This is a genomic window from Rhodophyticola sp. SM2404 (assembly GCF_053570515.1).
Map to the genome: position 1 here is coordinate 54,069 of NZ_JBSEDL010000002.1, position 25,319 is coordinate 79,387.

General features: G+C 58.6%; 27 protein-coding genes. 11 read left to right on the forward strand and 16 right to left on the reverse strand.

The window, feature by feature from the left end; translation table 11 throughout:
• From ACTYEO_RS03235 to ACTYEO_RS03265, 7 genes are all read right to left on the reverse strand, one after another.
• A complete protein-coding gene (locus tag ACTYEO_RS03235) occupies positions 1-2,001 on the reverse strand; it encodes an acetyl-CoA carboxylase biotin carboxylase subunit (RefSeq protein ID WP_449322279.1) in 2,001 nt (666 codons plus the stop codon).
• Positions 2,002-2,125: 124 nt separating this feature from the next.
• Positions 2,126-2,302, reverse strand: coding sequence for a hypothetical protein (locus ACTYEO_RS03240; protein ID WP_449322280.1), 177 nt, complete (start codon positions 2,300-2,302; stop codon positions 2,126-2,128).
• A gap of 304 nt (positions 2,303-2,606) precedes the next feature.
• Positions 2,607-2,972 carry a hypothetical protein gene (locus ACTYEO_RS03245; protein WP_449322281.1) on the reverse strand — a complete coding sequence of 122 codons (366 nt, stop codon included), beginning with the start codon at positions 2,970-2,972 and terminating at the stop codon, positions 2,607-2,609.
• An 81-nt stretch (positions 2,973-3,053) separates the two neighbouring features.
• Positions 3,054-3,197, reverse strand: a complete 144-nt coding sequence (locus ACTYEO_RS03250) for a hypothetical protein (protein ID WP_449322282.1) — start codon at positions 3,195-3,197, stop codon at positions 3,054-3,056.
• Positions 3,198-3,399: 202 nt separating this feature from the next.
• Complete coding sequence (locus ACTYEO_RS03255) at positions 3,400-3,792, reverse strand: DUF6497 family protein (protein WP_449322283.1); 393 nt, start codon at positions 3,790-3,792, stop codon at positions 3,400-3,402.
• A complete protein-coding gene (locus ACTYEO_RS03260) occupies positions 3,789-4,208 on the reverse strand; it encodes a RidA family protein (protein WP_449322284.1) in 420 nt (139 codons plus the stop codon). Before ACTYEO_RS03260 ends, ACTYEO_RS03255 begins: the two co-directional genes overlap by 4 nt.
• 33 nt (positions 4,209-4,241) lie before the next feature.
• A complete protein-coding gene (locus ACTYEO_RS03265; RefSeq protein WP_449322285.1) occupies positions 4,242-5,774 on the reverse strand; it encodes an acyl-CoA carboxylase subunit beta in 1,533 nt (510 codons plus the stop codon).
• 238 nt (positions 5,775-6,012) lie between these two features.
• On the opposite strand from ACTYEO_RS03265, the gene ACTYEO_RS03270 reads away from it, so the two are divergent.
• The 5 genes from ACTYEO_RS03270 to ACTYEO_RS03290 all read left to right on the forward strand — a co-directional run bounded on the left by ACTYEO_RS03270 (position 6,013) and on the right by ACTYEO_RS03290 (position 10,676).
• Positions 6,013-7,230, forward strand: a complete 1,218-nt coding sequence (locus tag ACTYEO_RS03270; RefSeq protein ID WP_449322652.1) for a multidrug effflux MFS transporter — start codon at positions 6,013-6,015, stop codon at positions 7,228-7,230.
• An 85-nt stretch (positions 7,231-7,315) separates the two neighbouring features.
• Positions 7,316-8,713 carry a helix-turn-helix domain-containing protein gene (locus tag ACTYEO_RS03275; protein WP_449322286.1) on the forward strand — a complete coding sequence of 466 codons (1,398 nt, stop codon included), beginning with the start codon at positions 7,316-7,318 and terminating at the stop codon, positions 8,711-8,713.
• 54 nt (positions 8,714-8,767) lie between these two features.
• The gene (locus ACTYEO_RS03280; protein ID WP_449322287.1) at positions 8,768-9,232 is read left to right on the forward strand and encodes an SRPBCC family protein; all 465 of its coding nucleotides are present in this window, start codon (positions 8,768-8,770) and stop codon (positions 9,230-9,232) included.
• A gap of 120 nt (positions 9,233-9,352) precedes the next feature.
• Entirely contained in the window at positions 9,353-10,336 is a 984-nt protein-coding gene (locus tag ACTYEO_RS03285; RefSeq protein ID WP_449322288.1) for a Gfo/Idh/MocA family protein, read from the forward strand.
• 31 nt (positions 10,337-10,367) lie between these two features.
• Positions 10,368-10,676 carry a DUF4389 domain-containing protein gene (locus tag ACTYEO_RS03290; RefSeq protein WP_449322289.1) on the forward strand — a complete coding sequence of 103 codons (309 nt, stop codon included), beginning with the start codon at positions 10,368-10,370 and terminating at the stop codon, positions 10,674-10,676.
• A 19-nt stretch (positions 10,677-10,695) separates the two neighbouring features.
• On the opposite strand, the gene ACTYEO_RS03295 is transcribed toward ACTYEO_RS03290, so the two are convergent.
• From ACTYEO_RS03295 to ACTYEO_RS03315, 5 genes are all read right to left on the reverse strand, one after another.
• Positions 10,696-12,522 (reverse strand): M3 family oligoendopeptidase, encoded by a 1,827-nt coding sequence (locus ACTYEO_RS03295; RefSeq protein WP_449322290.1) that lies wholly within the window; start codon positions 12,520-12,522, stop codon positions 10,696-10,698.
• A 158-nt stretch (positions 12,523-12,680) separates the two neighbouring features.
• A complete protein-coding gene (locus tag ACTYEO_RS03300; RefSeq protein WP_449322291.1) occupies positions 12,681-13,715 on the reverse strand; it encodes an endonuclease/exonuclease/phosphatase family protein in 1,035 nt (344 codons plus the stop codon).
• A gap of 6 nt (positions 13,716-13,721) precedes the next feature.
• Positions 13,722-14,405: a TerB family tellurite resistance protein gene (locus ACTYEO_RS03305; RefSeq protein WP_449322292.1), complete on the reverse strand. Its 684-nt coding sequence runs from the start codon at positions 14,403-14,405 to the stop codon at positions 13,722-13,724.
• Positions 14,406-14,436: 31 nt separating this feature from the next.
• Positions 14,437-14,907 carry an N-acetyltransferase family protein gene (locus ACTYEO_RS03310; protein ID WP_449322293.1) on the reverse strand — a complete coding sequence of 157 codons (471 nt, stop codon included), beginning with the start codon at positions 14,905-14,907 and terminating at the stop codon, positions 14,437-14,439.
• Positions 14,904-15,518: a VOC family protein gene (locus ACTYEO_RS03315; RefSeq protein ID WP_449322294.1), complete on the reverse strand. Its 615-nt coding sequence runs from the start codon at positions 15,516-15,518 to the stop codon at positions 14,904-14,906. The genes ACTYEO_RS03310 and ACTYEO_RS03315 overlap by 4 nt, the downstream gene beginning before the upstream one ends.
• 100 nt (positions 15,519-15,618) lie before the next feature.
• Between ACTYEO_RS03315 and ACTYEO_RS03320 the strand changes: the two genes are divergently transcribed.
• The 5 genes from ACTYEO_RS03320 to ACTYEO_RS03340 are packed head-to-tail and all read left to right on the forward strand — an operon-like array spanning position 15,619 to position 20,159.
• Positions 15,619-16,182 (forward strand): 5-formyltetrahydrofolate cyclo-ligase, encoded by a 564-nt coding sequence (locus ACTYEO_RS03320; RefSeq protein ID WP_449322295.1) that lies wholly within the window; start codon positions 15,619-15,621, stop codon positions 16,180-16,182.
• Between the two features lie 46 nt (positions 16,183-16,228).
• A complete protein-coding gene (locus tag ACTYEO_RS03325; RefSeq protein ID WP_449322296.1) occupies positions 16,229-17,041 on the forward strand; it encodes a TIGR00282 family metallophosphoesterase in 813 nt (270 codons plus the stop codon).
• A complete protein-coding gene (locus tag ACTYEO_RS03330) occupies positions 17,038-17,976 on the forward strand; it encodes a DMT family transporter (RefSeq protein WP_449322297.1) in 939 nt (312 codons plus the stop codon). Before ACTYEO_RS03325 ends, ACTYEO_RS03330 begins: the two co-directional genes overlap by 4 nt.
• Positions 17,977-17,985: 9 nt before the next feature.
• The gene (locus tag ACTYEO_RS03335) at positions 17,986-19,767 is read left to right on the forward strand and encodes an SLC13 family permease (protein ID WP_449322298.1); all 1,782 of its coding nucleotides are present in this window, start codon (positions 17,986-17,988) and stop codon (positions 19,765-19,767) included.
• Positions 19,768-19,778: 11 nt separating this feature from the next.
• Positions 19,779-20,159 carry a hypothetical protein gene (locus tag ACTYEO_RS03340; RefSeq protein WP_449322299.1) on the forward strand — a complete coding sequence of 127 codons (381 nt, stop codon included), beginning with the start codon at positions 19,779-19,781 and terminating at the stop codon, positions 20,157-20,159.
• Between the two features lie 3 nt (positions 20,160-20,162).
• On the opposite strand, the gene ACTYEO_RS03345 is transcribed toward ACTYEO_RS03340, so the two are convergent.
• Positions 20,163-21,938, reverse strand: a complete 1,776-nt coding sequence (locus ACTYEO_RS03345) for an SLC13 family permease (protein ID WP_449322300.1) — start codon at positions 21,936-21,938, stop codon at positions 20,163-20,165.
• Between the two features lie 136 nt (positions 21,939-22,074).
• On the opposite strand from ACTYEO_RS03345, the gene ACTYEO_RS03350 reads away from it, so the two are divergent.
• Positions 22,075-22,815, forward strand: a complete 741-nt coding sequence (locus ACTYEO_RS03350; protein ID WP_449322301.1) for a YebC/PmpR family DNA-binding transcriptional regulator — start codon at positions 22,075-22,077, stop codon at positions 22,813-22,815.
• Between the two features lie 51 nt (positions 22,816-22,866).
• Here the strand turns inward: ACTYEO_RS03350 and ACTYEO_RS03355 are convergent, their stop codons facing one another.
• The 3 genes from ACTYEO_RS03355 to ACTYEO_RS03365 form a co-directional block, all read right to left on the reverse strand.
• A complete protein-coding gene (locus ACTYEO_RS03355) occupies positions 22,867-23,556 on the reverse strand; it encodes an HAD hydrolase-like protein (protein WP_449322302.1) in 690 nt (229 codons plus the stop codon).
• 157 nt (positions 23,557-23,713) lie between these two features.
• Positions 23,714-24,640 (reverse strand): DMT family transporter, encoded by a 927-nt coding sequence (locus tag ACTYEO_RS03360; protein ID WP_449322303.1) that lies wholly within the window; start codon positions 24,638-24,640, stop codon positions 23,714-23,716.
• 41 nt (positions 24,641-24,681) lie between these two features.
• Positions 24,682-25,305 (reverse strand): LysE/ArgO family amino acid transporter, encoded by a 624-nt coding sequence (locus ACTYEO_RS03365; protein WP_449322304.1) that lies wholly within the window; start codon positions 25,303-25,305, stop codon positions 24,682-24,684.
• Positions 25,306-25,319 lie beyond the last annotated feature (14 nt).

Here is a 25,319-nt window from a genome sequence, read left to right on the forward strand (position 1 = left end):
TTATTCGAACTCCATGATCACGTCATCAACGGCCAGACTATCGCCTTCAGCAGCATTGACCTTGCTGACGATACCCTTGCGCTCGGCGCGCAGGATATTCTCCATCTTCATGGCCTCAACCGTGCAAAGCGCCTGCCCTTCCTGCACTTCTTGGCCCACCTCGACATCGACCTTCACGATCAAACCGGGCATCGGGCAAAGCAGCAGCTTCGAGGTATCGGGTGGCAGCTTTTCAGGCATCAAACGCGCCAGCTCAGCGCCGCGCGGGCTGCGGATGGCAATCTTGATATCAGCGCCGCGCGTCCGCAAACGGAAGCCCTGCGGGACCTTGCCAACCTTGAGCACCAAGGGGCTGCCATCGACGCTGAGCTTGGCCAGCTGATCACCCGGTGTCCAATCGGAGGTGACCCGCATCGCGGTGCCATCCCCAAGCGTGATGGTTGAGCCGTCTGGATCAGCAGAAATCGAAAGCGGGTATTCCGCCTCGCCGATCCGCGCCACCCAGTCGCTGCCAACGCGGCGCTCATGGTTATCCATGCGCCCTGAGACACGGGTGCGGCGCACCTCGCTGACAAAATACATGGCCGCGGCTGCCGCCACAACGCGGCGCATCTCGGCCTCGGGCAGGCTCGCGCCCTCAAACCCATCTGGATATTCCTCGGCGATAAAGGCCGTGGTGATATCACCAGATGCAAATTTCGGGTGATCCATAACCGCCGACAGGAAAGGCAGGTTATGGCCGATCCCCTCCACCTCGAAACTGTCCAGCGCGATGCGCATCTCTTCGATTGCGGCCGCACGGGTGGGCGCCCAAGTGCAGAGCTTTGCGATCATGGGGTCGTAATACATGCTGATCTCACCCCCCTCATAAACGCCTGTGTCATTGCGCACGACGCTGTCGTCCAAGGCGACCTCGGCGGGCGGGCGATAGCGGGTCAAGCGCCCAATCGAGGGTAGGAAATTGCGATACGGGTCTTCGGCATAAAGGCGGCTTTCCATCGCCCATCCGTTGAGTTTGATATCGCCCTGCGCAAAGGGAAGCTCTTCGCCAGCCGCAACGCGGATCATCTGCTCAACCAGATCAATGCCAGTGATCAACTCGGTGACGGGATGCTCGACCTGCAAGCGGGTGTTCATCTCGAGGAAGAAGAAGTTCTTATCGCCATCCACGATAAACTCGACGGTGCCCGCGCTGGTATAGCCAACGGCTTGTGCCAAGGCGACGGCCTGCTCGCCCATGGCTTTGCGCGTTTCCTCATCAAGGAAGGGCGAAGGGGCCTCTTCGATGACCTTCTGGTTGCGGCGCTGGATCGAGCATTCCCGCTCACCCAGATAGATGCAATTGCCATGCGCATCGCCCAAGATCTGAATTTCGATATGGCGAGGTTGGGTGACGAATTTCTCGATGAAGATACGGTCATCACCGAAGGAGCTTGCCGCCTCGTTCTTGGAGGATTGGAAGCCTTCGCGCGCTTCCTCGTCATTCCACGCGATCCGCATGCCCTTGCCGCCGCCGCCCGCCGAGGCCTTGATCATAACCGGGTATCCGATCTCGCCCGAGATTTTCACAGCCTCATCCGCATCCGCGATAAGCCCCATATATCCGGGCACAGTGGAGACGCCCGCCTCTTGGGCAATTTTCTTGGAGGTGATCTTGTCCCCCATGGATTCAATCGCGCCTGCGGGTGGGCCAACAAAGGCCACGCCTGCGGCCTCCAGCGCTTGGGCGAATTTCATGTTCTCGGACAAAAACCCATAGCCCGGATGCACCGCTTCGGCCCCGCTGGCCTTGATCGCCTCCATGACCTTATCGATCACGATATAGCTTTCATTGGCGGGGGGCGGGCCGATATGGATCGCTTCATCCGCCATCTGCACATGCAGCGCGTTGCGGTCCGCATCCGAATAGATCGCCACGGTCTGGATACCCATTTTGCGGGCGGTCTTGATCACACGGCAGGCAATCTCGCCACGATTGGCGATAAGCAGTTTCTTGAACATTTAGGTCTGTCCCTCTTCCCTGGCCATCGCAGGCCACACAGAACGCAAAAGACCACCGCAAGGCATCTTTGCCCCGCGATGGTCCGTTATCAGGTTGAATTGAGTTAGCTGGTCAGCGCGTGGCTTAGTTGCACACGCCCACATCGTCACAAAGTGCGCCGCCCGCTGCACCAACAATGACGCCCGTTGCGACATTGCCGTTAAGAACGGCTGCTGTGATACCGCCTGCTGCCGCGCCAACACCCGCCCGCTCAAGGTCGGATGTGTTACAGCCCGCAAGGGTTGCTGTGGCTGCTGCCACGAGAATGATTTTAAAACTTGCGCGCATTTTGCGTCTTCTCCTGCAGAATTATTGCCTCTGAGGCATAACCATACCTTAAATTGCCCCTGAAAAACAGGCGGTCGGAACGCAAGACGCACCGACCGCCTTGAAGGGGAAGGGTAACACGCCGTTTTAAGGGCATCGGCTCTCACAAAGCTGGGGACGATCGCCGACAAGATCACGCTCGCACAGCCCATACATTCGGCAAACCGCTTGCGCTGATCCGCATCGATCTGAGCGCTATTTTGCGCAATTCTTATGGGCATGGGCAAAATCACGCCGATCAATCCTCCCAAACGCCCGAGCCGTCAAAGGCTTCTGGGAAGGAGGCTTCGGCACGCGCCACATCGATGACCAGAAGGGCGTCATAGCTTTCAGGATCGAACGGGTCTTCTGCGGGCACAACTTCGCGTTCGAACAACCATGACAGGCGGCCTGCATCGAGATTGCCGCGCTCAAAAGGCTGATCCCCGAAATGACGCCACAGCGCTTCCATGAAGCCTGCATCAGCGCGACGATCGGCGGGTCTGCGGTCGGGAAAACGCTCGCGCGCTTTCAAAGGCGTGGCCCCGTCTTTATTGGCCCGCCTGATGGTGAATTGAAAATCGCTGCTGGGAAGCCGCCCTGGAAATCCACGATGTTTCAGCATGGCACGCTCCGCATCTGGAGGGGAGCGTTTGCGGCGGGAATGGTCCGGACGGGCAGCGTGGCCCGTCCGGACAAAGCGGTATCAGTTGTACTTGTTGTACACCGGTTCCTGAACAATTGGTGCCGGCTCGACATAGATGATTTCTTCCTGCTGCGGTGCGCGCGAACATGCTGCAACGCTGGCCAAAGCGGCCACTGCAAGAAGGGCTTTGATGCTCTTGGACATCTTGCTCTCCTGTTATTATGGACCACGCGTGGGCACATCCCGCGCATGGCAGAGGTATCGGGTGCAGTCTTGCAACCTGTCGCTAGAATAACCTGAATTGTCATCTTTCCCCACTGGAATTGAGCGCTTGGGCCATGCTGTGGCCGCGCTGCATCAAATACTTGTCCACATGAAAGTGGTCTCGCAACATATTGTGGTTGCATTAAAAAACCTCCCAGATGCAGTCGCCGTTTTCGAGGGTATATCCCGCAAAAAACTGCGTTGCTTCAGGGGCTGCCTGCCCGCGCGGCACGATCCTGTCCATCATTTGCACCACGACCATGGCGGGTTGTTCGGCCTGATTTGCAGCCGCCTCAAGCCCCCATGTGCCGCAAATCCAATCCAGATCAACCTGTGCATCATCGGGGTCAAACCCCTCCTGTCCGATCGCAGGGGCCAAGACACGCACGACCAGCCACAGCTCTCCCGTTCCGGGCTGGGTCTCGGGCAGCGTCTCCACCAATTCCAAGGCCTGCCCCGAGGGCGGCATTGCATGGGCCATTGGTGCGAGAGCACAGAGCGAAAAGAGAGCCGCGAGACGCGCCACGTTGATCATGACGCGCCCTCCATGGTTGGGCGCTTGGCAACACAATCAATCTCGACCAACGCGCCCACAGCCAAGCCCGTCACGCCAATCGTCGTGCGCGCGGGCCGACGATCCACTGGAAAGAAGCTCTGATAGGTCTCGTTGAACGCCGCATAATCGCGGTCAAACTCGGTCAGATAGGCGCGCATCTGCACCACATGGCTCAGATCAAGGCCAACACCTTTGAGCACCAGTTCCAGATTGCGCATCACCCGCGCGGTTTGCGCGGCAACCCCTTCGGGTAAGGGCGCATCGGGCGCTTCGGGGTCTGTCGGCATCTGGCCTGTCAGCAAAACCCAGCCATCCACCTCAACGGCATGCGAGAAGGGCGCCACGGGGCGCGGGCCACCTTGGATCATGTGGAAAATGGGGCTGCTGCTATCCATCCCTGTTTTCTCGCTCGGTCAGGTTCATTCAGATCACAACGGGATATTGTCGTGCTTTTTCCACGGCATTTTTTTCGATTTCCGACGCAGCATCGCAAATGCACGGCTGACGCGGCGGCGCGTGCTATGGGGCTGGATCACCTCGTCAATAAAGCCCCGCTCGGCGGCCACAAAAGGATTGGCGAAGCGATCTTCATATTCCTTGGCACGGGCTGCGATTTTATCAGGATCGCCCAATTCCGAGCGATAGAGGATCTCGGTCGCACCCTTGGCCCCCATCACCGCAACCTCAGAAGTGGGCCATGCATAATTCACATCCGCGCGCAGATGTTTGGAGGCCATCACCACATAAGCGCCACCATAGGCCTTACGCGTAATCACGGTAACCATCGGCACGGTCGCCTCGCCATAGGCGTAAAGCAGTTTGGCACCATGTTTGATCACGCCGTTATATTCCTGAGTGACGCCCGGCAGGAAGCCCGGCACATCAACGAGCGTCAGGATCGGGATCTCGAAGCAATCGCAAAAGCGCACGAACCGCGCGGCTTTGCGGCTGGCATCAATATCCAGAACGCCTGCCAACATCATCGGCTGGTTGGCCACGACACCAACAGTCTGCCCTTCCAGACGGATAAAGCCCGTGATGACATTCTTGGCGAATTCTTCCTGTATCTCGAAGAAATCCCCCTCATCGCCGATCTTCAGGATCAGCTCTTTCATGTCATAAGGCGTGTTCGGGTTATCAGGCACAAGCGTATCAAGGCTCGGCTCAACGCGCTCGGGATCATCAAAGAAGGGGCGCAGAGGCGGCTTTTCACGGTTCGAGAGCGGCAGGAAATCCACCAAACGGCGGACCTCGGCCAAAGCCTCGACATCATTTTCAAACGCGCCATCCGCGACCGAGCTTTTCTTGGTATGGGTCGAGGCCCCGCCAAGCTCCTCGGCGCTCACCACCTCATTGGTGACGGTCTTCACCACGTCAGGCCCCGTCACAAACATGTAGGAGCTGTCTTTCACCATGAAGATGAAATCCGTCATCGCAGGCGAATATACCGCGCCGCCCGCACAAGGCCCCATGATCAGGCTGATCTGGGGGACAACACCCGAGGCCTCGATATTGCGCTGGAAAATCTCGCCATAGGCCGCAAGCGAGGAAACACCTTCCTGAATGCGCGCACCGCCTGAATCATTGATCCCAATAATGGGCGCGCCGTTCTGCATCGCCATATCCATGATCTTGCAGATTTTCTGGCCATGGGTCTCGGAAACCGAGCCGCCTAGAACCGTGAAATCCTGACTATAGACATAGACAAGGCGTCCGTTGATCGTGCCCCAGCCCGTAATCACACCATCCCCGCGCGGCTTGCTTTCGGCCATGCCGAATTCGGTGCAGCGATGCGTGATGAACATGTCATATTCTTCGAAGCTGCCCTCATCGAGCAACAACTCAACGCGTTCGCGCGCGGTCAGCTTGCCTTTGGAATGCTGGCTATCGATCCGCTTTTGCCCGCCCCCAAGCCGTGCCTCGGCGCGGCGGCTTTCCAGTTCTTCAAGAATATCTTTCATATGATGTCCCCTGTCGGCCGCCTTTTGGCGTGATCCGGTCCGAAATTTGCGCCAGCCTAGCGAGGCAAAGCCGCTGCTGCGAGTCCGATCTAGAATATTTGCAAAATATTTAGCTATCCAATTTGGAAAACTGCAAAACAGCAAACCCAAGACACGGGACACAGGACGCGGGACGCGGGACGTGACGTCGCCTGATCAGGGCTAGACGCCAGCGCATTCGAGGCGTAGCGATATGGGAATGACCCCTCCGCCTGAGGTCCGTTTTCTCGACAGGACCACCGCTCCTCATATTTTCACCTTGATCGTGCTGACCGGATTGGGCGCGCTCTCGATGAATATGTTTCTGCCATCCCTGCCGCGGATGGCCGAATATTTCGAGGCCGATTATCAACTCATGCAGCTCTCGGTGGCGCTCTATCTCGCGGTAAACGCTGTGCTGCAGATCATCGTGGGGCCTTTGTCGGATCGTTATGGCCGCCGCCCTGTCCTGCTTGGCGGCTTTGCAATCTTTGTGCTGGCCTCCATCGGCTGCCTGTTTTCTCAATCCATCGAGGTCTTCCTGCTGTTCCGCATGGTACAGGCCTCCAGCGTTGTGGGCATGGTTCTGGGGCGCGCCGTGGTGCGCGATATGTATCCGCAGGAACAAGCCGCCTCGATGATCGGCTATGTCACCATGGGCATGGCCGTGGTGCCGATGATCGGGCCGATGCTTGGCGGGCTACTGCAACAGGTCTTCGACTGGCAGGCGAATTTCTGGGTGCTTGTGATCTTGGGGATGATGGTCATCGCTCTTGTCTATCGCGACCTTGGCGAGACAGCCCAACTTGGAACCTCCAGCCTGCGCGAGCAAATCGCACAATACCCCGAGCTTCTGACCTCACGCCGCTTTTGGGGCTATTGCCTTGCCGCCGCCTTCGCCTCGGGGGCCTTCTTTGCCTATCTCGGTGGCGCGCCCTATGTTGGCGCGGAGGTCTTCCAGCTGGAGCCCGCAACCGTCGGCTTTTTCTTTGGCGCGCCTGCCTTTGGCTATTTCTTCGGCAATTTCATCTCGGGGCGCTATTCGGTGCGCTTCGGGATCAACACAATGATCCTTGCAGGCACCGTCCTGACCATGGGCGGGCTTACCATTTCCCTGCTGATCTATCTGGCAGGCATCCAGACCGCGCCCAGTTATTTCGGCCTGATGATGTTTGTCGGGCTTGGAAATGGGATGGTTCTGCCCAATGCCACATCAGGCATGCTCTCGGTCAGGCCGCATCTGGCGGGCACTGCCTCAGGGCTTGGCGGCGCGATCATGCTTGGCGGGGGCGCAAGCCTGTCGGCCCTTGCAGGCGCGCTGCTCACCTTGGGCGATGGCGCGCTTTTGCTGATCATTCTCATGCTGATCCCCGCCGCCTGCTCTGTTGTCTCCATCCTCTATACGATCCGCCGCGAACGCGCTATCGCGCCCAGCTGATCCCATCTTTGCTTTCATAAATACTTAAACTTGCCGAATGCTTTGCAAACTGTGAAACTCATCTTTGCAAAACCTGAGGTCAAAGATGGCAACACGCAAACTCTATGCTGGCGCGAAACTGCGCGAAATTCGGACGCGGCTTGATCTGACGCAAAAGGAATTTGCGACCAAGCTTGGGGTTTCGCTGCCCTATCTCAACCAGATGGAAAACAATAACCGCCCCGTCTCCACGGGTGTGGTTCTGGGGCTGGCACAGGAATTCGGCTTTGACGTGACCGAGCTGTCCTCAGGCGATACCGAGCGCTTGGTCTCTGATATGCGTGAGGCTTTGGCCGATCCGGTTTTTGCCGAAAGCATGCCCCCGCTGGCCGATCTGCGCCTCACGGCCTCCAACGCGCCTGCCCTCGCGCGGGCCTTTCTCGATTTGCACAAAGGCTACCGCCAAGCCCATGAACGGCTGGCCTCGCTGGATGAGGCCTTGGGCCGCGAAGGCGCACCTGCAAGCCCCAGCCCATGGGAAGAGGTTCGCGATTTCTTTCATTATTGCGACAATTACATTGATGCCGTGGACCGCGCGGCAGAACGTTTTGCACAAAACGCCAAGGGCGATCTGGCCGCCTATACCGCGCGCGTTCTTGAAAATATGGGCATCACCATCCGCTATGAGGCGGGGTCTGGCGTGCGCCATTATGATCCCGCCACCCGCAAGCTGACGCTGTCGCCCCGCGCCGCCCCTGAGACACAGCGCTTCCAGCTTCTGCATCAATATGCGCTTTTGGGCCAAGAAAAGCTTCTTGAGGCAACGCTGGATCTGGCGCGCTTCAAAACCGATACGGCGCGCTCCATCGCTCAGATCGGCATGGCCAATTATTTCGCAGGCGCGGTCCTGATGCCCTATACCCGCTTTGCCGAGGCCGCCCGCGAGACCCGCCATGATCTCGAACGCCTCTCGATCCAGTTCGGCGCCTCGATCGAACAGATCGCGCATCGCCTCTCAACGCTTCAACGCCCCGGCGCAAAAGGGGTGCCATTCTTTTTCACCCGCGTCGATCAGGCAGGCACCATCACCAAACGCCATTCCGCCACCAAATTGCAATTTGCCCGCTTTGGCGGGGCCTGCCCTTTGTGGAATGTCCATTCCGCCTTTGAGACGCCAGGCCAGTTCCTGCGCCAATTGGCCGAGACGCCAGACGGCGCACGCTATTTCATCCTTGCGCGTGATGTATCGAAGTCAGGCGGGGCATGGGGCGCGCCCTTGCGCCGTTTTGCGATCTCGCTTGGCTGCGAGGTCAAACATGCCGCCGATCTGGTCTATGCCGATGGCATGCCGCTTGGCGATGACGCGACCTATCAACCCATCGGAATTTCCTGCCGGATTTGCGAACGCATCGGCTGCCACCAACGCTCGGTGCCACCACTCGAGCGTAAATTGCATGTCGACCCGCATCACCGCGACACCCTGCCCTATGAGATCGAACGTTGACGCAGTGCCCCTCGCCGCACTAGTCAATAAGACACAGGTAAAAGGACGTCCCCCATGGAAATGAAAGCAACCCGCACCATCGCCGCCGACCGCACAACCGTTTGGGCCGCGCTCAATTCCGCCGAGGTTCTCAAGGATTGCATTCCAGGCTGTGAGGAGCTGACGGGCAGCCCCGAAGACGGGTTCCAAGCCACCGTCAAACAAAAGGTTGGCCCCGTTAAGGCGACCTTTAAGGGTGAGGTCACGCTCTCCGATATCGTGGTGAATGAAAGCTACAAGATCGCAGGCGCAGGTAAGGGCGGTGTTGCAGGCTTTGCCAATGGCAGCGCCGTTGTCACCCTCAGCGACAATCCCGAGGGCGGCACCGATCTCAGCTATGATGTGCAGGCCAAGGTCGGCGGGAAGATCGCGCAGCTTGGCTCGCGGCTGATCGACAGTTTCGCCACCAAAATGGCCGATAAGTTTTTCGAAGCCTTTCAAACCCGCGTCGAAGAAGGCGAGCCTGAGGCCGAGGCGTAAGCTTCACCCATCAAAACAAAAGCGCCCAAAGCCACGCGGCCATCCAAGGCAGGCGTGGTTTCTTCTTTCCGTCAGGCCCCAGACCTCTATGCTGAGCCCGAGTTTTTCAGGGAGGATATCATGGCCGATCATATTCGCTGGGGCATTCTGGGCGCCTCCAATTTCGCCCAAAAGACGATGGGGCCCGCAATCAACGAGGCCCGCCGCTCGCGTCTTGTCGCGCTGGCCACCCGCAGCCCGGATAAGGCCCGCCCCTTTGCGGATCTGGCCCCGGGCCTCCGCCTGCATGACAGCTATGACGCCCTGCTTGCCGACCCCGAGATTGACGCGGTCTATATCCCCCTTCCCAATGCGCTGCATGTGGAGTGGTCGCTCAAAGCGGCCGCTGCGGGCAAGGCAGTGCTCTGCGAAAAACCGATCGCCATGCAGGAGGCGGATTTCGACCGCCTGATTGCCGCCCGCGCGCAAAGCGGTTGCCTGATTGCCGAGGCCTATATGCCAGTGCATCACCCGCAATGGTCCCGCATCCGCAGACTGATTGCCCAAGGTGTCATCGGTGACCTCCACACCGTCACAGGCTGTTTTTCCTACGGGCTGCATGCCAAGGGAAATGTGCGCAATAAGGCTGATCTTGGCGGGGGCGGCTTGCGCGATGTCGGCGTCTACCCGATCGGCACCTTCCGCTATGCAACAGGGCTAGAGCCGCAGGTCACATCAGCCGATTTCATCTGGGAAGACGGTGTTGATGCCTCCGCTTGGATCACCGCAAGGGCTGGCGAGACACGGTTTTCCTTCCACACCTCCATGCGCACCACCCGCAGACAGGAGATGACCTTTGAAGGCACCAAAGGCTCGCTCCGCGCCACCGCCCCCTTCAACCCCGGAACGGATTTTCATGGCAGCGTGATCCTGCGCATTGAGGGCGAAGGCGATCTGGAAGAAACCCATACCCATTACCCCGGCACACGCCAATACGCCCTGCAGGTCGAAAACTTCTGCGCAACCCTGTTGGATGGCACGGCCTATCCCTGCCCGCTGGAATTTTCGCGCGGCACGCAGGCCGTGATTGACGCAGCCTTTGCAATGGGCAACCCGCCCACCTAAACTGGTGACATAGAGATATAGGAGCCTGCCAATGACGGATGCCAATGATGAAAAGCTCGAAGGCCGCCTGCATGGCGAGCAGATCGAACCCGAGGCCCGTGAAGGCTTGGGCATGCGGGCGCTTTATATGATCCTGATTTGGATCATGCTGAGCTTTACCCAGACCATTCTGTCGGTGCTCACCGTGATCCAATTCGTGATCATGCTGGTCAATGGCGGCAAACCCAATGAACGTCTGGCCGAATTTGGAACCGATCTTGGCATCTGGATCGCCAAGGCCGCGCGTTATCAAACGGCGGCCTCGCAGGTGAAACCATGGCCATGGACCGAACTCGACTAACCCGAGCCACGTCAGAGGGTTACGCCTCCATGGCTTCCAATTGATCGATAAAGCCTTCGATCATGCTCAAGCCCTTATCCCAAAACGCAGGGTCCGAGGCATCAAGCCCGAAGGGGGCCAACAGCTCCTTATGGTGCTTTGAACCGCCCGCTTTGAGCATGTCGAAATACTTCTCCTCAAAGCCCTCTCCGCCTTCTTCATAAACCGCATAAAGCGCGTTCACGAGGCCGTCTCCGAAAGCATAGGCATAGACATAAAAGGGCGAGTGGACGAAATGCGGGATATAGGCCCAGAAGGTCTCATAACCCGGCATGTAGTTGAACACGGGGCCAAGGCTTTCCGCCTGAACACTCATCCATAGCGCATTGATATCATCAGGCGTCAACTCGCCTTCACGGCGCGCATCATGCAATTTACACTCGAAATCGTAAAAGGCGATCTGCCTGACCACGGTGTTGATCATATCCTCGACCTTACCCGCCAACATCACCTTGCGCGCAGCATCATCCTTGGCTTGGCTGAGCATCTTCTTGAAGGTCAGCATCTCGCCAAAAACGCTTGCGGTTTCTGCCAAGGTCAGCGGCGTGGAGGACAGCAATTCCCCCTGCTCCGCCGCCAGACGCTGATGCACACCATGGCCCAATTCATGGGCCAAGGTCATCACATCACGCGGTTTGCCCAGATAATTCAGCATCACATAAGGATGCACATCCACAACCGTTGGATGCGCAAAAGCGCCGGGTGCCTTGCCCTCTTTCACGCCTGCATCAATCCAGCCATCGGTGAAAAACGGCTCGGCCAATTCCGCCATGCGCGGGTCAAAATCGTGATAGGCCTCCGAGACCAGCTTGCGCGCATCTTCCCATGCCACAATGCGCTGATCCTCCATCGGAAGCGGCGCGTTGCGATCCCAGACTTCCAATGTCTCCAGCCCCAACCATTTGGCCTTAAGCGCATAATAGCGATGCGACAGGCGCGGATAAGCGGCAACAACCGCATTGCGCAGCGCCTCGACCACCTCTGGCTCCACATGATTGGCCAAATGCCGCGACATCTGCGGTGAGGGGAGTTTGCGCCAGCGATCCGAAATCTCTTTCTCTTTGGCCAGCGTGTTATGCACCCGCGCAAATAGCGGTAGCCTCTTGCCAAAGCTCTCAGCCAAGGCGCGCGCGCCCGCCTCCCGCTTGCTCCGCTCTGGGTCCGTCATCAGGTTCAAGGTCGCCTCGATCCCAAGCGTCTCCCCCTCGACATCAAAGCTCATCCCCGCAATCGTTTCGTCAAACAGCTTGTTCCAAGCCGATGACCCAACGACCGATTGGTCATGCAGGAATTTCTCCAATTCATCCGAGAGTTGATGCGGCTTCATCGCGCGCATTCTGTCAAAAACAGGCTTGTAGCGGGCCAAATCCGCATTCTCGCCCATCATGCGATCATAGTCGGCATCTTCAATACGGTTGAACTCAAGGCTGAAGAAAACAAGCGGTGTGGTGAAACTCGTGATCTTGTCCTGCATATCCGACATGAATTTCGCCCGATCCGCATCGGTCGTGTGCTGGTAATAGCGCAAACCCGCAAAGGACATGATCCGCCCTGCAACCACATCGATCTTTTCGTATTCCAGAACACAATCCAGCATGCCCTTGCCATCAAGGCTGGCCAGATGTCCCTCATAGGTCTTGGCAAAATCGGCACAGCTCGCCTCAAGCCAGTCCAGATCACGCAGCAATTCAGGCGCATCCTCGGCCCTATAGAGATCGCTCAAATCCCATTCCGGCAAATCCCCCAAATCCCGCGCCCCCATATCTGCAGTGGCGTCACGAAGAGGGTTTGGAAAATTCAACGTCATGGGGCGATATCCTTTATGGGTCTTGGCGCATTTCTCCAAGATATGCGCTTCAACCCCGCCAGCCTCAACCCCAAGGGACAAAAAGCGCAGCCATCAGCTTCATCTTTCCAGAAATACGAAAGGAATTTTGCCTTGGCAAAATCACAGCGCCTTAGGCGCTAGGCCGTAAGGTCAATATCCAAAACCACAGGAAAATGATCCGAGGCCGTCAAAAGCGCTTTGCACAAGATCTGATCCTGCCAGCAATATGGATCATCGAAAGGATGCCAGATGCGCCAGCCCCGCGCTTTGGGCCGCAGATCGGGCGAGACCATGATGTAATCCAGCAAAGCCGAAAGGAAGCGATCTTCATGTTTAAGAAAGAACCGCGCTGTCGTGGGCTGCGCCGAAATGCGGCTCTGCAAAGCCTGCGCGGCATGGGGATCAAACAGGCGGCTCTCATCACCCGACCCTGTTCCCAAAACAATCTCAATGCCCGAGCGGCCGAATAATTCCTCATATTCATCCAAACCCGGGCCATCATTGAAATCACCCAGCACAATCAAAGGCTCGCGTGCCTCCAGATGCTCCTCCACGCGGCCCCGCAGCCAGATGCATTGCGCCAATTGCTTGCGCCGATTGGCGATCGAAATGCGCATCGCCTCATCTCGGTTTCGCGCGCCATGCGGCGCTTTCGATTTCACATGCACCCCGATCAGCCGAAGGGCCTGACCCGCGGTCTCCAGCGCCACCTCCAAGGGCGGCTTGGAAAAGGTCACCAAATCCTCAGAAGCATCGACATCAAGATCAATCCGGAAGGTGCCGTCGAAACGGGGCGATGTCTTGCTGCCCTGTTTCCCCGCAAACGTCCCGCGTGGATCATGGCGGGCCGCCATCTTGTCAGGATCAAACAGCAGCATGATTTCCTGCTGCGTATCATTGGCATAGCCGATCAGCGCCTTGCGCGCCCTGATCCCAAAATGTGCCGCGAAGCTTTCCAGCGCCACCCGCCCGTCGCGATGCCGCGAGCTATCGGGCGCCTCGACCACCATAATCGCATCCGCATCCAGCGCCTGAAACACATGGCCAAGCGCCTCGATCTGCTCATGGCGGCGCACATTATGCCGCCCCGACCAACTATGCTTGAAAATCAGCCGCCCCTCATCGTCAAAGAGGTTCGAGAACCACTCAACATTATAGGTGGCAATCCGCATGAGCGCTCAGCCCCCGTGATGGGCAGAGATTTCATCCCATGCCTGATTGATCGCGGCCATTTTGGATTCCGCCAGTTTGACGGCTTCCTCAGGCACCCCGCGCGCCTGCATTCGGTCGGGATGGGTCTCGCGCACCCATTGGCGGTACACGTCGCGTATCTCGGCAAGGCTCATCGTCGTCTCGACACCTAAAACGGCATAGGGGTCAGGTGCCGCATCAGGCACATTGCGCGCGCGCATGCTGTTAAAGCTCAGCGCGGGAATGCCGAAAATCTCGGCCACGCGCTCAAGAAACTGGTCCTCATTGGGGTGATATTCGCCATCGGCACAGGCGATATGGAATAGCCCCTCCATCAGATCCGATAGAACCTCGCTGCCTTGGTCGAACATCCGCGCGATCCTGCGGGCATATTCCTCAAAACCTGCCACATCCTCTCGTGCGAGGTTGAAGACGCGCGCCGCGGCAGGCTCATCCTCGGGCGGAACATGGAAAATCTCGCGGAACGCCGTCACCTCGTCGCGGGTCACCTGACCATCGGCCTTGGCCATCTTGGCGCTGAGCGCAATCACCGCAATCGTAAAGCCGACCGTCCGCTCGGGCGGGGTGCGCAGCTTTTCGAAAACCGCCGAGAGACCTTCCCCGCTGGCCAGCGCTGCAAGCGCCTCGGATATGCGTGTCCAAAGTGACATAGCTCCCTTTTAGACAGGCCCGCCTGATTTGTCAGAGGAATTTCTGCATCAGCACAAGATCATGCCAGCGCCCGAATTTCCGCCCCACTTCAGGCATGCGGCCCACATCTTGATAGCCGATTGCGGCATGAAATTTCTGGCCTGCAATATTCTCGCCTGAAATGCCTGCAACCATCACATGAACACCTTGCGCGCGGGCAGCCTCTTCAAGGGCGGTCATCAAAGCCGCACCATGCCCACGGCCCTTGGCAGCCTCCAGAACATGGATGGAATGCTCGGCCGCATGGGCATAGCCCGGACCGTTGCGAAATTGCGAGCAGGTCACAAACCCCGCCACCTGCCCCTCCAGTTCACAGACAAAGAAGGGGTGTTGCGCGATTTGGTCCACGATCTGCTGCGGCGTTTTCTCGGCAGTTGTGAAGGTGATCGCGGTATCGCGGATCGCATGGTTCCAAATATCCGCGATCGCCGCTGCATCCTTTGCCTGTGCAAGCCGGATCACAGGGCCACCTGCCCCGCTGGCGTTTGCAAAACAACCGTCATATCGGCCGTGGCCCCGCCCACAATCTCCAGCCTCGGGTCCTGTATCAAGGGCGCAAGGGCGGCCTTCAAAGCCCCCGCCTCGGGCGAGACAAGCCGCAAGCGGGCAAGGCGAATACCACGATCAGGCAGGCGCGGAGCGGGATGGGCGCTTCCCTCCCATTGGATCAAGGCGGGGAATAGCCCGTCAAAGGGCAGCTTGCCATTTTGCGGGATCGCCATGCGCCAGCTCAGATCACCGCGCTGCAAGGGCCACACCGCCCCCGCCCCTTCAGGGCTTGCGGCCAAGGCAGCATCCAGATCGGGCACGCGGCAAATCCATGTCGTGGCGCGTGTGGCACCGATGAAATTATCCAGATCAAACCAGCGCGGCTGGTTCGGGCGCTTGGCCTCAGGATCGACCGCGATCACTTCGAGATATTCCTCACGCCCAAGCGAGAGCAGTTTGTTATGCGTGCCCATGGCCTCATGCTGGCCACCTGCGGCCAGTTCCACGCCCAAGGCCTCTTCGACATCGGGCACCCCGTAGGTCAGGGTTTCCGCCGATATCGCGATATGATCAAGCGTCAGCATGGTCGGGCCTTTCGTTATTCTTGTCGGTCACAGACATTGTGTTCCCTGATCAAAGCGATAAGCCAAGAGGGAAAGTGCAAATTCACCGAGACCCGCAATCATGAGCACCGCCCCAGACAAGCAGCTTTCCCGCAAAACAGCCCTTGCCGCGCGCAAGCAGGCCTTTGATGCCTATGGCCCCGACCTTGCGGCGGCGATCTCGGCTTTGCTGGATGAGATCGGGCCAATCACAGGGCAGGTCATCGCAGGCTATATGCCGATGCGCTCGGAGCTATCGCCGCTTTCTGCAATGGCGGCACTGGCAGGGCAAAACCGCATTTGCGTTCCCGTGATCGAGGCCAAGGCCACGCCTTTACGCTTTCGCGAATGGAGCCCTGATGCGGAAATGACCGCAGGCGAATTTGGCGCGATGATCCCTGTCGCGGGGCCGTGGCTGACCCCCGATATCGTGATCGTGCCTTTGGTGGGCTTTGACAAAAGTGGAAACAGGCTTGGCTATGGCGGCGGGTTTTACGACCGCACATTGGAGCAATTGCGCGCGCGACGCCCCTTGCGCGCAATCGGATTTGCCTTTGCCGCGCAAGAACTTGCCCCTCTCACGCCAGAGCCGACCGACCAGCCCCTTGATGCCATCATCACCGAGACGGGCGTGATCCACCCCTGACTTCTTCGCTTGCCCGAAACGCGCGAAGGGCCTAAGCCCCTTGGTCATGAGAATACTCTTCCTCGGAGACGTGATGGGCCGCGCGGGTCGCACCGCCATCACCCAACGCCTGCCAAAGCTTCGCGATGAGTGGAAGCTCGATTTTGTCGTGGTCAATGGCGAGAATGCAACCTCAGGCATGGGGCTGTCGGGCAGCCATGCCAAAACGCTGCTGGAGGCGGGCATCGATTGCCTGACCTTGGGCGATCATGCGTTTGATCAGCGCGATATGTTGCAATTCATCGAACATGAGCCGCGCATCCTGCGCCCGCTCAACATCGCCAAACAGGCTCCCGGCCGTGGCGCGCGGCTGTTTGCCGCCACAGGCGGGCGGAAAGTGCTGGTCACACAGGCTTTGGGGCAGGTTTTCATGAAACAACCCTATGATGATCCGTTCTCGGCACTGGAACCTGTTCTGAAATCCCACCCGCTTGGCGGCATGGCGCAGGCCGTGATCGTGGATATGCATTGCGAAGCGACATCGGAGAAAATGGCCATGGGTCATTTCTGCGACGGGCGCGCAAGCCTTGTTGTGGGCACGCATACCCATGTGCCGACAGGGGATGCGCAAATCCTCACTGGTGGCACAGGCTATCTGAGCGATGCAGGCATGTGTGGCGATTACAATTCCGTCATAGGCATGGAAAAAGCCGAACCGATGCGCCGCTTTATCACTGGCATGCAGAAAGAACGTTTCACCCCCGCCAATGGCGAGGCGACACTATCTGGCGTTTTCATCGAAACCGATGATCGCAGCGGCCAGACCAAACGCATTGCTCCGATCCGCATTGGCGGGCGTCTGGCTGAGGCCACTCCGTGACACGTCAAAAACTGGGCCTGTTCGGCGTGCTGATCCTGATGGGAATGGCATGGGGCATCACGCAGCCGCTCTCCAAAATCGCCGTCTCGGATGGCTACCGCCATTATGGCATCATCTTCTGGCAATTCGTGATTGGCGCGGTCTTGCTGGGTGGGATCGCATGGATGCGCGGCAAGCCCTTTCGGCTGACACCGCGCATTCTGGCACTGTTTGTGATCATCGCCCTGATCGGAACGCTGCTGCCCAATTCGGCCAGCTATACCGCCGCCATTCATCTGCCATCGGGTATTCTGTCGATCGTCTTGTCGCTGATCCCGATGCTCGCCTTCCCGATCGCGCTGCTTTGGGGGTTGGACCGTTTTTCATTGGCCCGCCTTTTTGGCCTCTGTCTGGGGTTATGCGCGGTGTTGCTGATCGCGCTGCCCGAGGCAAGCCTACCCGATCCCGCGATGATATGGTGGCTTCCCATGGCCCTGATCGCGCCCTTCTTTTACGCCTTCGAGGGGAATTTTGTTGCACGCTATGGCACCGAAGGGCTGGACCCTATCCAAGTGCTTTTTGGCGCCTCCCTTGTCGGGGTGGTCCTTACCGCGCCTCTGGCCCTGATGACGGGGCAATGGATCATGCCTTTGCCGCCCTATGGCATGCCTGATCTGGCGATCATCGCGGGCTCCATCGCCCATGTTTTCGCCTATTCCACCTATGTCTGGCTGGTGCAGCACGCGGGGCCCGTCTTTGCGGCACAGGTCAGCTATTTCGTGACGGGGTTTGGCGTGTTCTGGGCCAAGCTGATCTTGGACGAGTCCTATTCCCCATGGGTCTGGGCCGCCATCGCATTGATGTTTGCGGGCCTGTTCCTTGTTCAGCCACGCGGCAAAGATGCGCTTGCAGGCGCAGGCTCTGTCAGGGATGATAGATCCAATTCCCCAGTGTAAGGCAGGCGAATGATCGATCTTGGACTGTCTGATACGGCTTCTGGCATAGCCACGCTGATCATCCTTTTGGCAATGTTCGCCATGTTCCTGAAGGAGCATTTCCCCACCGAGGTCACCGCCATTCTTGGGGTCGCAGTTTTGTTGATCATGGGCTTGCTGCCCTATGACGCGGCGATTGGCGTTTTGTCGAACCCCGCCCCTTGGACCATCGCGGCGATGTTCATCGTGATGGGCGCTTTGGTGCGCACAGGATCGCTCGACCGCTTCACCAAATACGCCGAGAACCAAGCGAAATCGCGCCCCAAACTGGCGCTGGTGACCTTGCTTGGCTTTGTCATGGTCGCCTCGGCCTTTATGAACAACACCCCCATCGTGGTCGTGATGATCCCTGTTTTTGTACAGATCGCGCGCATCCTCGGGCAATCTGCCTCGAAGCTTTTGATCCCGCTCTCCTATGCCGCGATCATGGGGGGCACGATGACACTGATCGGGACCTCGACCAATCTTTTGGTGGATGGCGTGGCGCGCGCCCAAGGGCTGGAGCCGTTCTCGATTTTCGAGATCACGCCGATCGGGATCGTCGTGGTCATTTGGGGGATGATCTACCTTACCCTGTTTGGCCGACATCTGCTGCCCGAGCGCACCTCGATGGCGGCCCTTTTAGGGGCGGGGCGCAGCAAGGCGAAGTTCTTTACCGAAGTCGCCATCCCCGAGGACAGCGCCCTGATCGGCCAGAATGTTAATAAGGTGGATTTGTTCCGCCGCGATGGCCTGCGCCTGATCGATGTGTTGCGTGGTGATGCCTCCTTGCGCCGTGACATGAGCGGGGTCGAGCTTGCCCAAGGGGACCGCGTGGTTCTGCGCACCGACATGTCAGAGGTTCTGGGGCTGCAGCAATCCAAAGAGCTTCGCACCATCGATAAACTGTCCTCGGTGGCCACCACCACGGTCGAGGTTCTGATTACCCCGGGCTGTCGCATGGTGGGTCGCTCGCTCGGGTCGATGCGCTTGCGGCGGCGCTATGGTGTCTATCCGCTGGCGGTGCATCGCAGGAACCAGAATATCGGTATGCAACTGGATGATCTGGTGGTCCGTGTCGGTGATACGCTTTTGCTGGAGGGCGATCCCGCCGATATCGAACGCCTCTCGGCCGATATGGATATGGTCGATGTCTCTCAACCCTCCGAGCGGGCGTATCGCCGTGAGAAAGCCCCTATCGCGATTGCGGCCATGGCGGGTATCGTGGCGCTTGCGGCCTTCAACCTCGCCCCCATTCTGGCGCTGGCCATCATTGCCGTAGCGATTGTTCTGGCCACGGGCTGCATTGATGCCGAAGAGGCGTTCTCCTTTGTCGAAGGCCGCCTGTTGGCGCTGATCTTTGCCATGCTGGCCGTGGGGGCCGCGCTTGATCATACGGGTGCGATTTCACTAATTGTCGAGGCTGTCGCCCCCGCCTTGAGCGGCATGCCCCCGATTGTGTTGATCTGGGCTGTCTATTTCATCACCACCATCCTGACCGAGCTGGTCTCGAATAACGCGATTGCCGTGATCATGGCCCCGATTGCGATTGCCTTGGCACAAGCCACAGGCGTTGACCCGCGCCCGCTGGTCGTGGCTGTGATGATCGCAGCCTCGGCCTGTTTCGCAACACCTATTGGCTATCAGACCAATATGCTGGTTTATGGTCCGGGTGGATATAAGTTCACCGATTTCATGAAAGTCGGTATTCCGCTGAACCTGTCACTTGGTGTGGTTGTCTGCCTGACAATCCCGCTGATCTGGCCATTGTAAAAGGATAGTCCATGCTGCGCGCTCCGCTGATCACTGCATGTGCAGGCCTCACCCTCCTTGCAGGCTGCGCAAATTTCTCTGACCCACGCCCCGAAAGCGTCACGGTCTCCAGCAGCGGGGTCGAAGCGCGGATGTCAGATGGCGCGCTTTGCCTTGGGCCGCGCCCTGATGCGGCGCCCACATGGTCAGGACAGCTTGAAGGCTGCGCGACCCCTTATGCCTATGAGGCGCGTATCGACAGCCGTTCCAATATTCTGCGCACGGTGTTGGAGGAGATTTTCGACGCCATCGGCTATGAAGACGGCTTGGCCCCGATCGCCATGGTCGAGATTACGGATGCGGCAGGGCGCAGCTACAGCTTCGCCTCGCCACCCCCGCCGCTGGAGGAGTGAGGCCTAGAGCGGCCAGAACACCAGAATGGCAGGGATCGAGACGGCGATGATGATCACCTCCAAGGGCAATCCCATCCGCCAGTAATCACCAAAACGATACCCGCCCGGTCCCAAGATCAGCGTGTTGTTCTTATGCCCGATCGGCGTCAGGAACGCGGCCGAGGCTGCCACCGCCACAGCCATCAAGAACGGGTCAGGCGAGACACCAAGTGTATGGGCCATCTGGATGCCCACGGGCGCGGCCACAATCGTGGTCGCGGTGTTGTTGAGGATATCGGACAGCGTCATCGTCACGACCATCAAGACCGTCAGGATCATCCAAGCGGGCAGCCCTTCGGTAAGGCCAACCAAAGCTCCCGCGATCAACTCGGTGCCGCCACTGCTTTCCAAAGCCACCCCAAGCGGGATCATGGAGCCAAGCAGAACCACCACGGGCCATTCGATATGGGTATAAATCTCGGAGAGCGGGATGATCTTGGCCAAGACATAGCCCACCACAACAATCCCCAAAGCAATCGGCAGATAGAGCCAACCAAAAGAGGCCACAGCCACAGCCCCGCCAAACAGGCCAATGGCCAGCCATGTCTTGCTGTCTTGGGTCACATTGAGGCCGCGATCCGCCAATTGCAGACCGCCCAACCATTCAACCACCTCCTCGGCACTATCCGAGGGGACCAGCAGCAAGAGCGTGTCGCCAGGCTCGATCACGGTTTTGCGCAGGCGGCTGCGGATCGTCTCGCCCTGACGCGCGATCCCCAAAAGCACGGTGCGTTTGCGCCAGCCAAGCCCGATGGATTGCGTGGTTTTGCCTGCAATCCGCGCCCCGTCCGAGACCACCATTTCCACAAGGCTGGTATTGTCGCCAAGCGCTGCTGCATCCGCGCCTTCTGCCATAACCAGCTTGAGGGAAAAGGTCGTGCGGAATTCATCCAGCGCATCTGGGGGCGCTTCCAGAATAAGCACATCGCCTTCGCGCAGGTTTAGATTGCGCCGCGCCCCGAAGCGCCGCGTCCCGTCCCGCGCGACACCAATCACAGCAACATCGACCTTTTCGGCAGGCTCAAGCATGTCGCGCAACGGTTTGCCGATCAGAGCACTTTCTGCGGGAATGGATAACTCGGCGATATAAGGCGCCAGATCGCGCTTGCGGTCCCCGCCCACGCCCGAATCCCGCACGGGGATCAAACGCCAGCCAATCAACGCCACAAAGACAATGCCCGCAATCGCGGCAACCCCGCCAACAGGGGCAAAATCGAACATCGAGAAAGGCTCGCCCAAGGCGTCCTCTCGGATCGTGGCGATGATGATATTGGGCGGCGTGCCGATCAGGGTGACCATGCCACCAAGGATGGTTGCGAAGGACAGGGGCATCAGGCTTAGGCCCGGGGCGCGTTCCGCCTTGCGGGCGGTGGCGATATCAACGGGCATCAAAAGCGCCAGCGCCGCCACGTTATTCATAAAGCCCGACAAGACCCCCCCGATGGTGCCCATAATCGCGATATGCGCGCCAAGGCTGCGGGTGGCATCAACCAAGGTGCGGGTGATCAGGAACACCGCGCCCGAGCGCACCAAGCCAGCCGAGACAACCAGCACCAGCGCCACCACCAAAGTCGCGGGATGCCCAAAGCCCGAAAACGCATCAGATGAGGGGACAACCCCCAGAACCACACCCGACATCAAGGCCGAAAAGGCCACAAGATCATAGCGGAAGCGCCCCCATAAAAGCAGGGCAAATACGGCGGCAAAAAGCGAAAACAATATGATTTGATCTGTGGTCATGGGGGTATTCCTACCCGCTCGGCCCAAGCGGGGAAACCCGAACTATGGGCCTGCCCCCGAAACTGAGCATCGCGACTTGCGAAAACGGGGTGCCAAAGGTAAAACCCAGCCGTTATCCGAATATGAGGACGGGACCATGGCAGGCCATTCAAAATGGGCAAATATCCAGCACCGCAAAGGTCGGCAAGACAAGCTGCGCGCGAAGCTCTTCTCTAAGTTGTCCAAGGAGATCACCGTTGCCGCCAAGATGGGCGACCCCGATCCCGAGAATAATCCGCGCCTGCGTATGGCCGTGAAAGAGGCGAAATCGAACTCCGTCCCCAAGGATGTGATTGATCGCGCCATTAAAAAATCCATCGCGGGTGAAGGCGAAAATTACGAAGAAATCCGCTATGAAGGCTATGGCCCCAACGGGGTTGCCGTGATCGTCGAGGCGATGACCGATAACCGCAACAGAACGGCCTCCTCGGTGCGCTCGACCTTCAGCAAGAATGGTGGCAATCTGGGCGAGACGGGCTCGGTCTCCTTCATGTTCGACCGTAAAGGTCAGGTATCCTACCCCGCCGATGCAGGGGATGCCGATACCGTTATGATGGCCGCAATCGAAGCAGGCGCGGAAGATGCAGAAAGCTCGGATGACGGGCATATCATCTGGTGCGCCGATACCGATCTTTCTGATGTCTCCACAGCGCTTGAGGCGGAATTGGGCGACTCGGACTCGGCCAAGCTGGTCTGGCGTCCTCAGACCACAACCGAGTTGGGCCTTGAGGATGCGCAAAAGCTGCTAAAGCTGATCGACGCTTTGGAAGATGACGACGATGTGCAATCCGTCACGGCCAATTTCGAAATCTCCGACGAGGTGATGGCGCAGCTCTGATTTGCGCCAATTTCAAGAAGTATGACGGGGCGGCCTGCGGGCCGCCCTTTTTTATTCGGCGGCCTGACTGGAGGTTTGCTGCCACGCCTCCATGGCGGTTGCCACCGTCAGAACATTGGCATGCGGGATATCGCTCGGGAAATCTTCCGAACTGGCCAAACGCCCCGTGAACGCCAAGCAGGGAATGCCCGCTGCCTGCGCGCCTTGCGCGGTTGCGGGCGTATCCACAATTGCCAGAACCTCCGAGGGTTGAAGATTCAACTGATCCAGACAGCGCTCCATCGCGTCGGGATCAGGGGCCATCCGCGTGACATCACCGCGCAGAACAGCCACGTCAAAGGTGATCCCCTCACGGGCGCGGGCGGTTGCGCTGAGCAAGGCGCGCACAGGCTCGGTCTCCGAGCGGCTGACCATCGCAAGCTTGACGCCAGACCGCGCCGACCATTTGAGCAATTCAATCACGCCAGGGCGCAAATGAATGCCCGCTGACAGCCGTGCCGCAAATAGCTTTTGATGTATTTTGTCGATTTCTTCGGCTTGGACGACTTCACCCCGAAAGGCTGCGAACCGTGCCGCCAATTGACGGTCTCCACCGGGCCGCATCAATTCGGCATAGGTGTCCCAATTCCAAGACCAATCCAAACCTTGTGCGCGAAATGCGCCATTCCATGCTGCCAGATCAAGATCGGCGCAATCTGCCAGACTACCAAGTCCACCCCATACCAACGCTTTCAATTGCATTTTTTTGACCTCCGTATAACCAGAGCAAAGGACGCAATATGTAACAGCAAGGTTAACTGCGCTAACGCCGCGTCGCAGCGGTGCGAGATGAATCTCTGATGAGCATTCAGAAGGCGGAACGCCCATGATTTGAGCGGGTTGCGAATATGGCCAAGGCCTAGTGTTTGGTCTGTGCCACGGCAGGGGTAATGGCACGGCGCGCCACCACGGATTCACGCCATGTGATAAAACTGATCGAGGCGATGATCAGCGCACCCCCGAAGATGACAAAGCCATCGGCAGGCTCGTTGAACATGATAACCCCCAATAAAGTGGCCCAAACCAGTTGCAGGAAGGTGACGGGCTGGGTCACCGTCAAAGGGGCGGCCTGAAAGGCCAGCGTCATGGTGTAATGCCCCGCTGTGGCGAAACAGGCCACAAGGAAGAGCCAGCCCAATTGCTCAAGCGTGGGCGGCACCCAGACCGCAAAGGCAAAAGGGGCCAAGCCAATGGTAACCGTGACCGAGAGCATCCCCACCACCACCAAGGGCTCAACCCTGTCAGCCATGATCTTGGCCACGAGATAGCTGATTGCAAAGAAGATCGCAGTGAAGATCATCGCGAAATGCCCAAGGCTGAGTTCCCGAAACCCAGGACGCAGGATAATCAAGGCCCCCAATAGCGCGACGCCAACGGCCAAGATGCGCTGCAGGGCCATACGCTCGCCCAAGAAAAGCACCGCCAGAACCGTGACATAGACGGGGTTGAGGTAATTCATCGCTGTCACTTCGGCGATGGGGATTTGCGTCATCGCATAGAACCAGCAGATCACGCCCAATGTATGCGCCGCGCCTCTAATACCGAAAAGGGAAAACGCCTTGCGGTCCATCTTGGCCTTGAGCATGGGGCGGATCATCGGGATCAGAAAAACCAGCCCCAAAGCATAACGCAAAAAGGCCGATTGCGCGGGCGGCACATCCGCGCCCACAATCTTGACCAGCGCTGTAACCGCCAAAAAGCACAAGCCCGTCACCAGCATCCAGATGACGCCGATGATGGGCTTTTTGGCGCGTGTCGCGGGAATGGGATCGGCTGTGTTTGCCATGATGCGAGGGAACCCCATGCAGCGGAGATGTTCAAGGGGGCTCACCCCATCCGCAGCAGGCCGAGCGCAAGGGTCCACATCACAACGCCGATGACCACATCCAGAATACGCCACGCAACAGTTTTTGCAAAAACGGGGGCCAAAGCGCGCGCGCCAAAGCCAAGCGCGGTGAAAAACACAAAGCTCGAGACCACTGCGCCAAACCCGAACCAGCCCGAATAGGGCACAAATTGCGTAGAGACCGAGCCGAGCAACACCACCGTATCAAGATAGACATGCGGATTGGCCCAAGTCAGCGCAAGGCAGGTCAGGATCGCAGCGCGCAAACTGCCCTTCTCGCTTTGCGCCGCCTCAAGCGCGGCCCCGCCCTGCCATGCCGACCAAAAGGCCCGCGCGCCATAGGCAAATAGAAACGCAGCCCCCCCATAGCGCAAGACCGGCACAAGCCATGGCAGCAGATCCGAGACCACGCCAAAGCTTGTCACCCCCAGAATGATCAGCACCGCATCTGACAAAGCACAGGTCAGCACGATAGGCGCCACATGCGCCCTGCGAATGCCTTGGCGCAGGACAAAGGCGTTTTGCGCCCCGATTGCGAGGATCAGGGAAAAACCCAAGCCAAAACCCTGAAGGACCGATGTGAGTATCGAAATATCTGATGTCATGAGCAGAGGCTTTA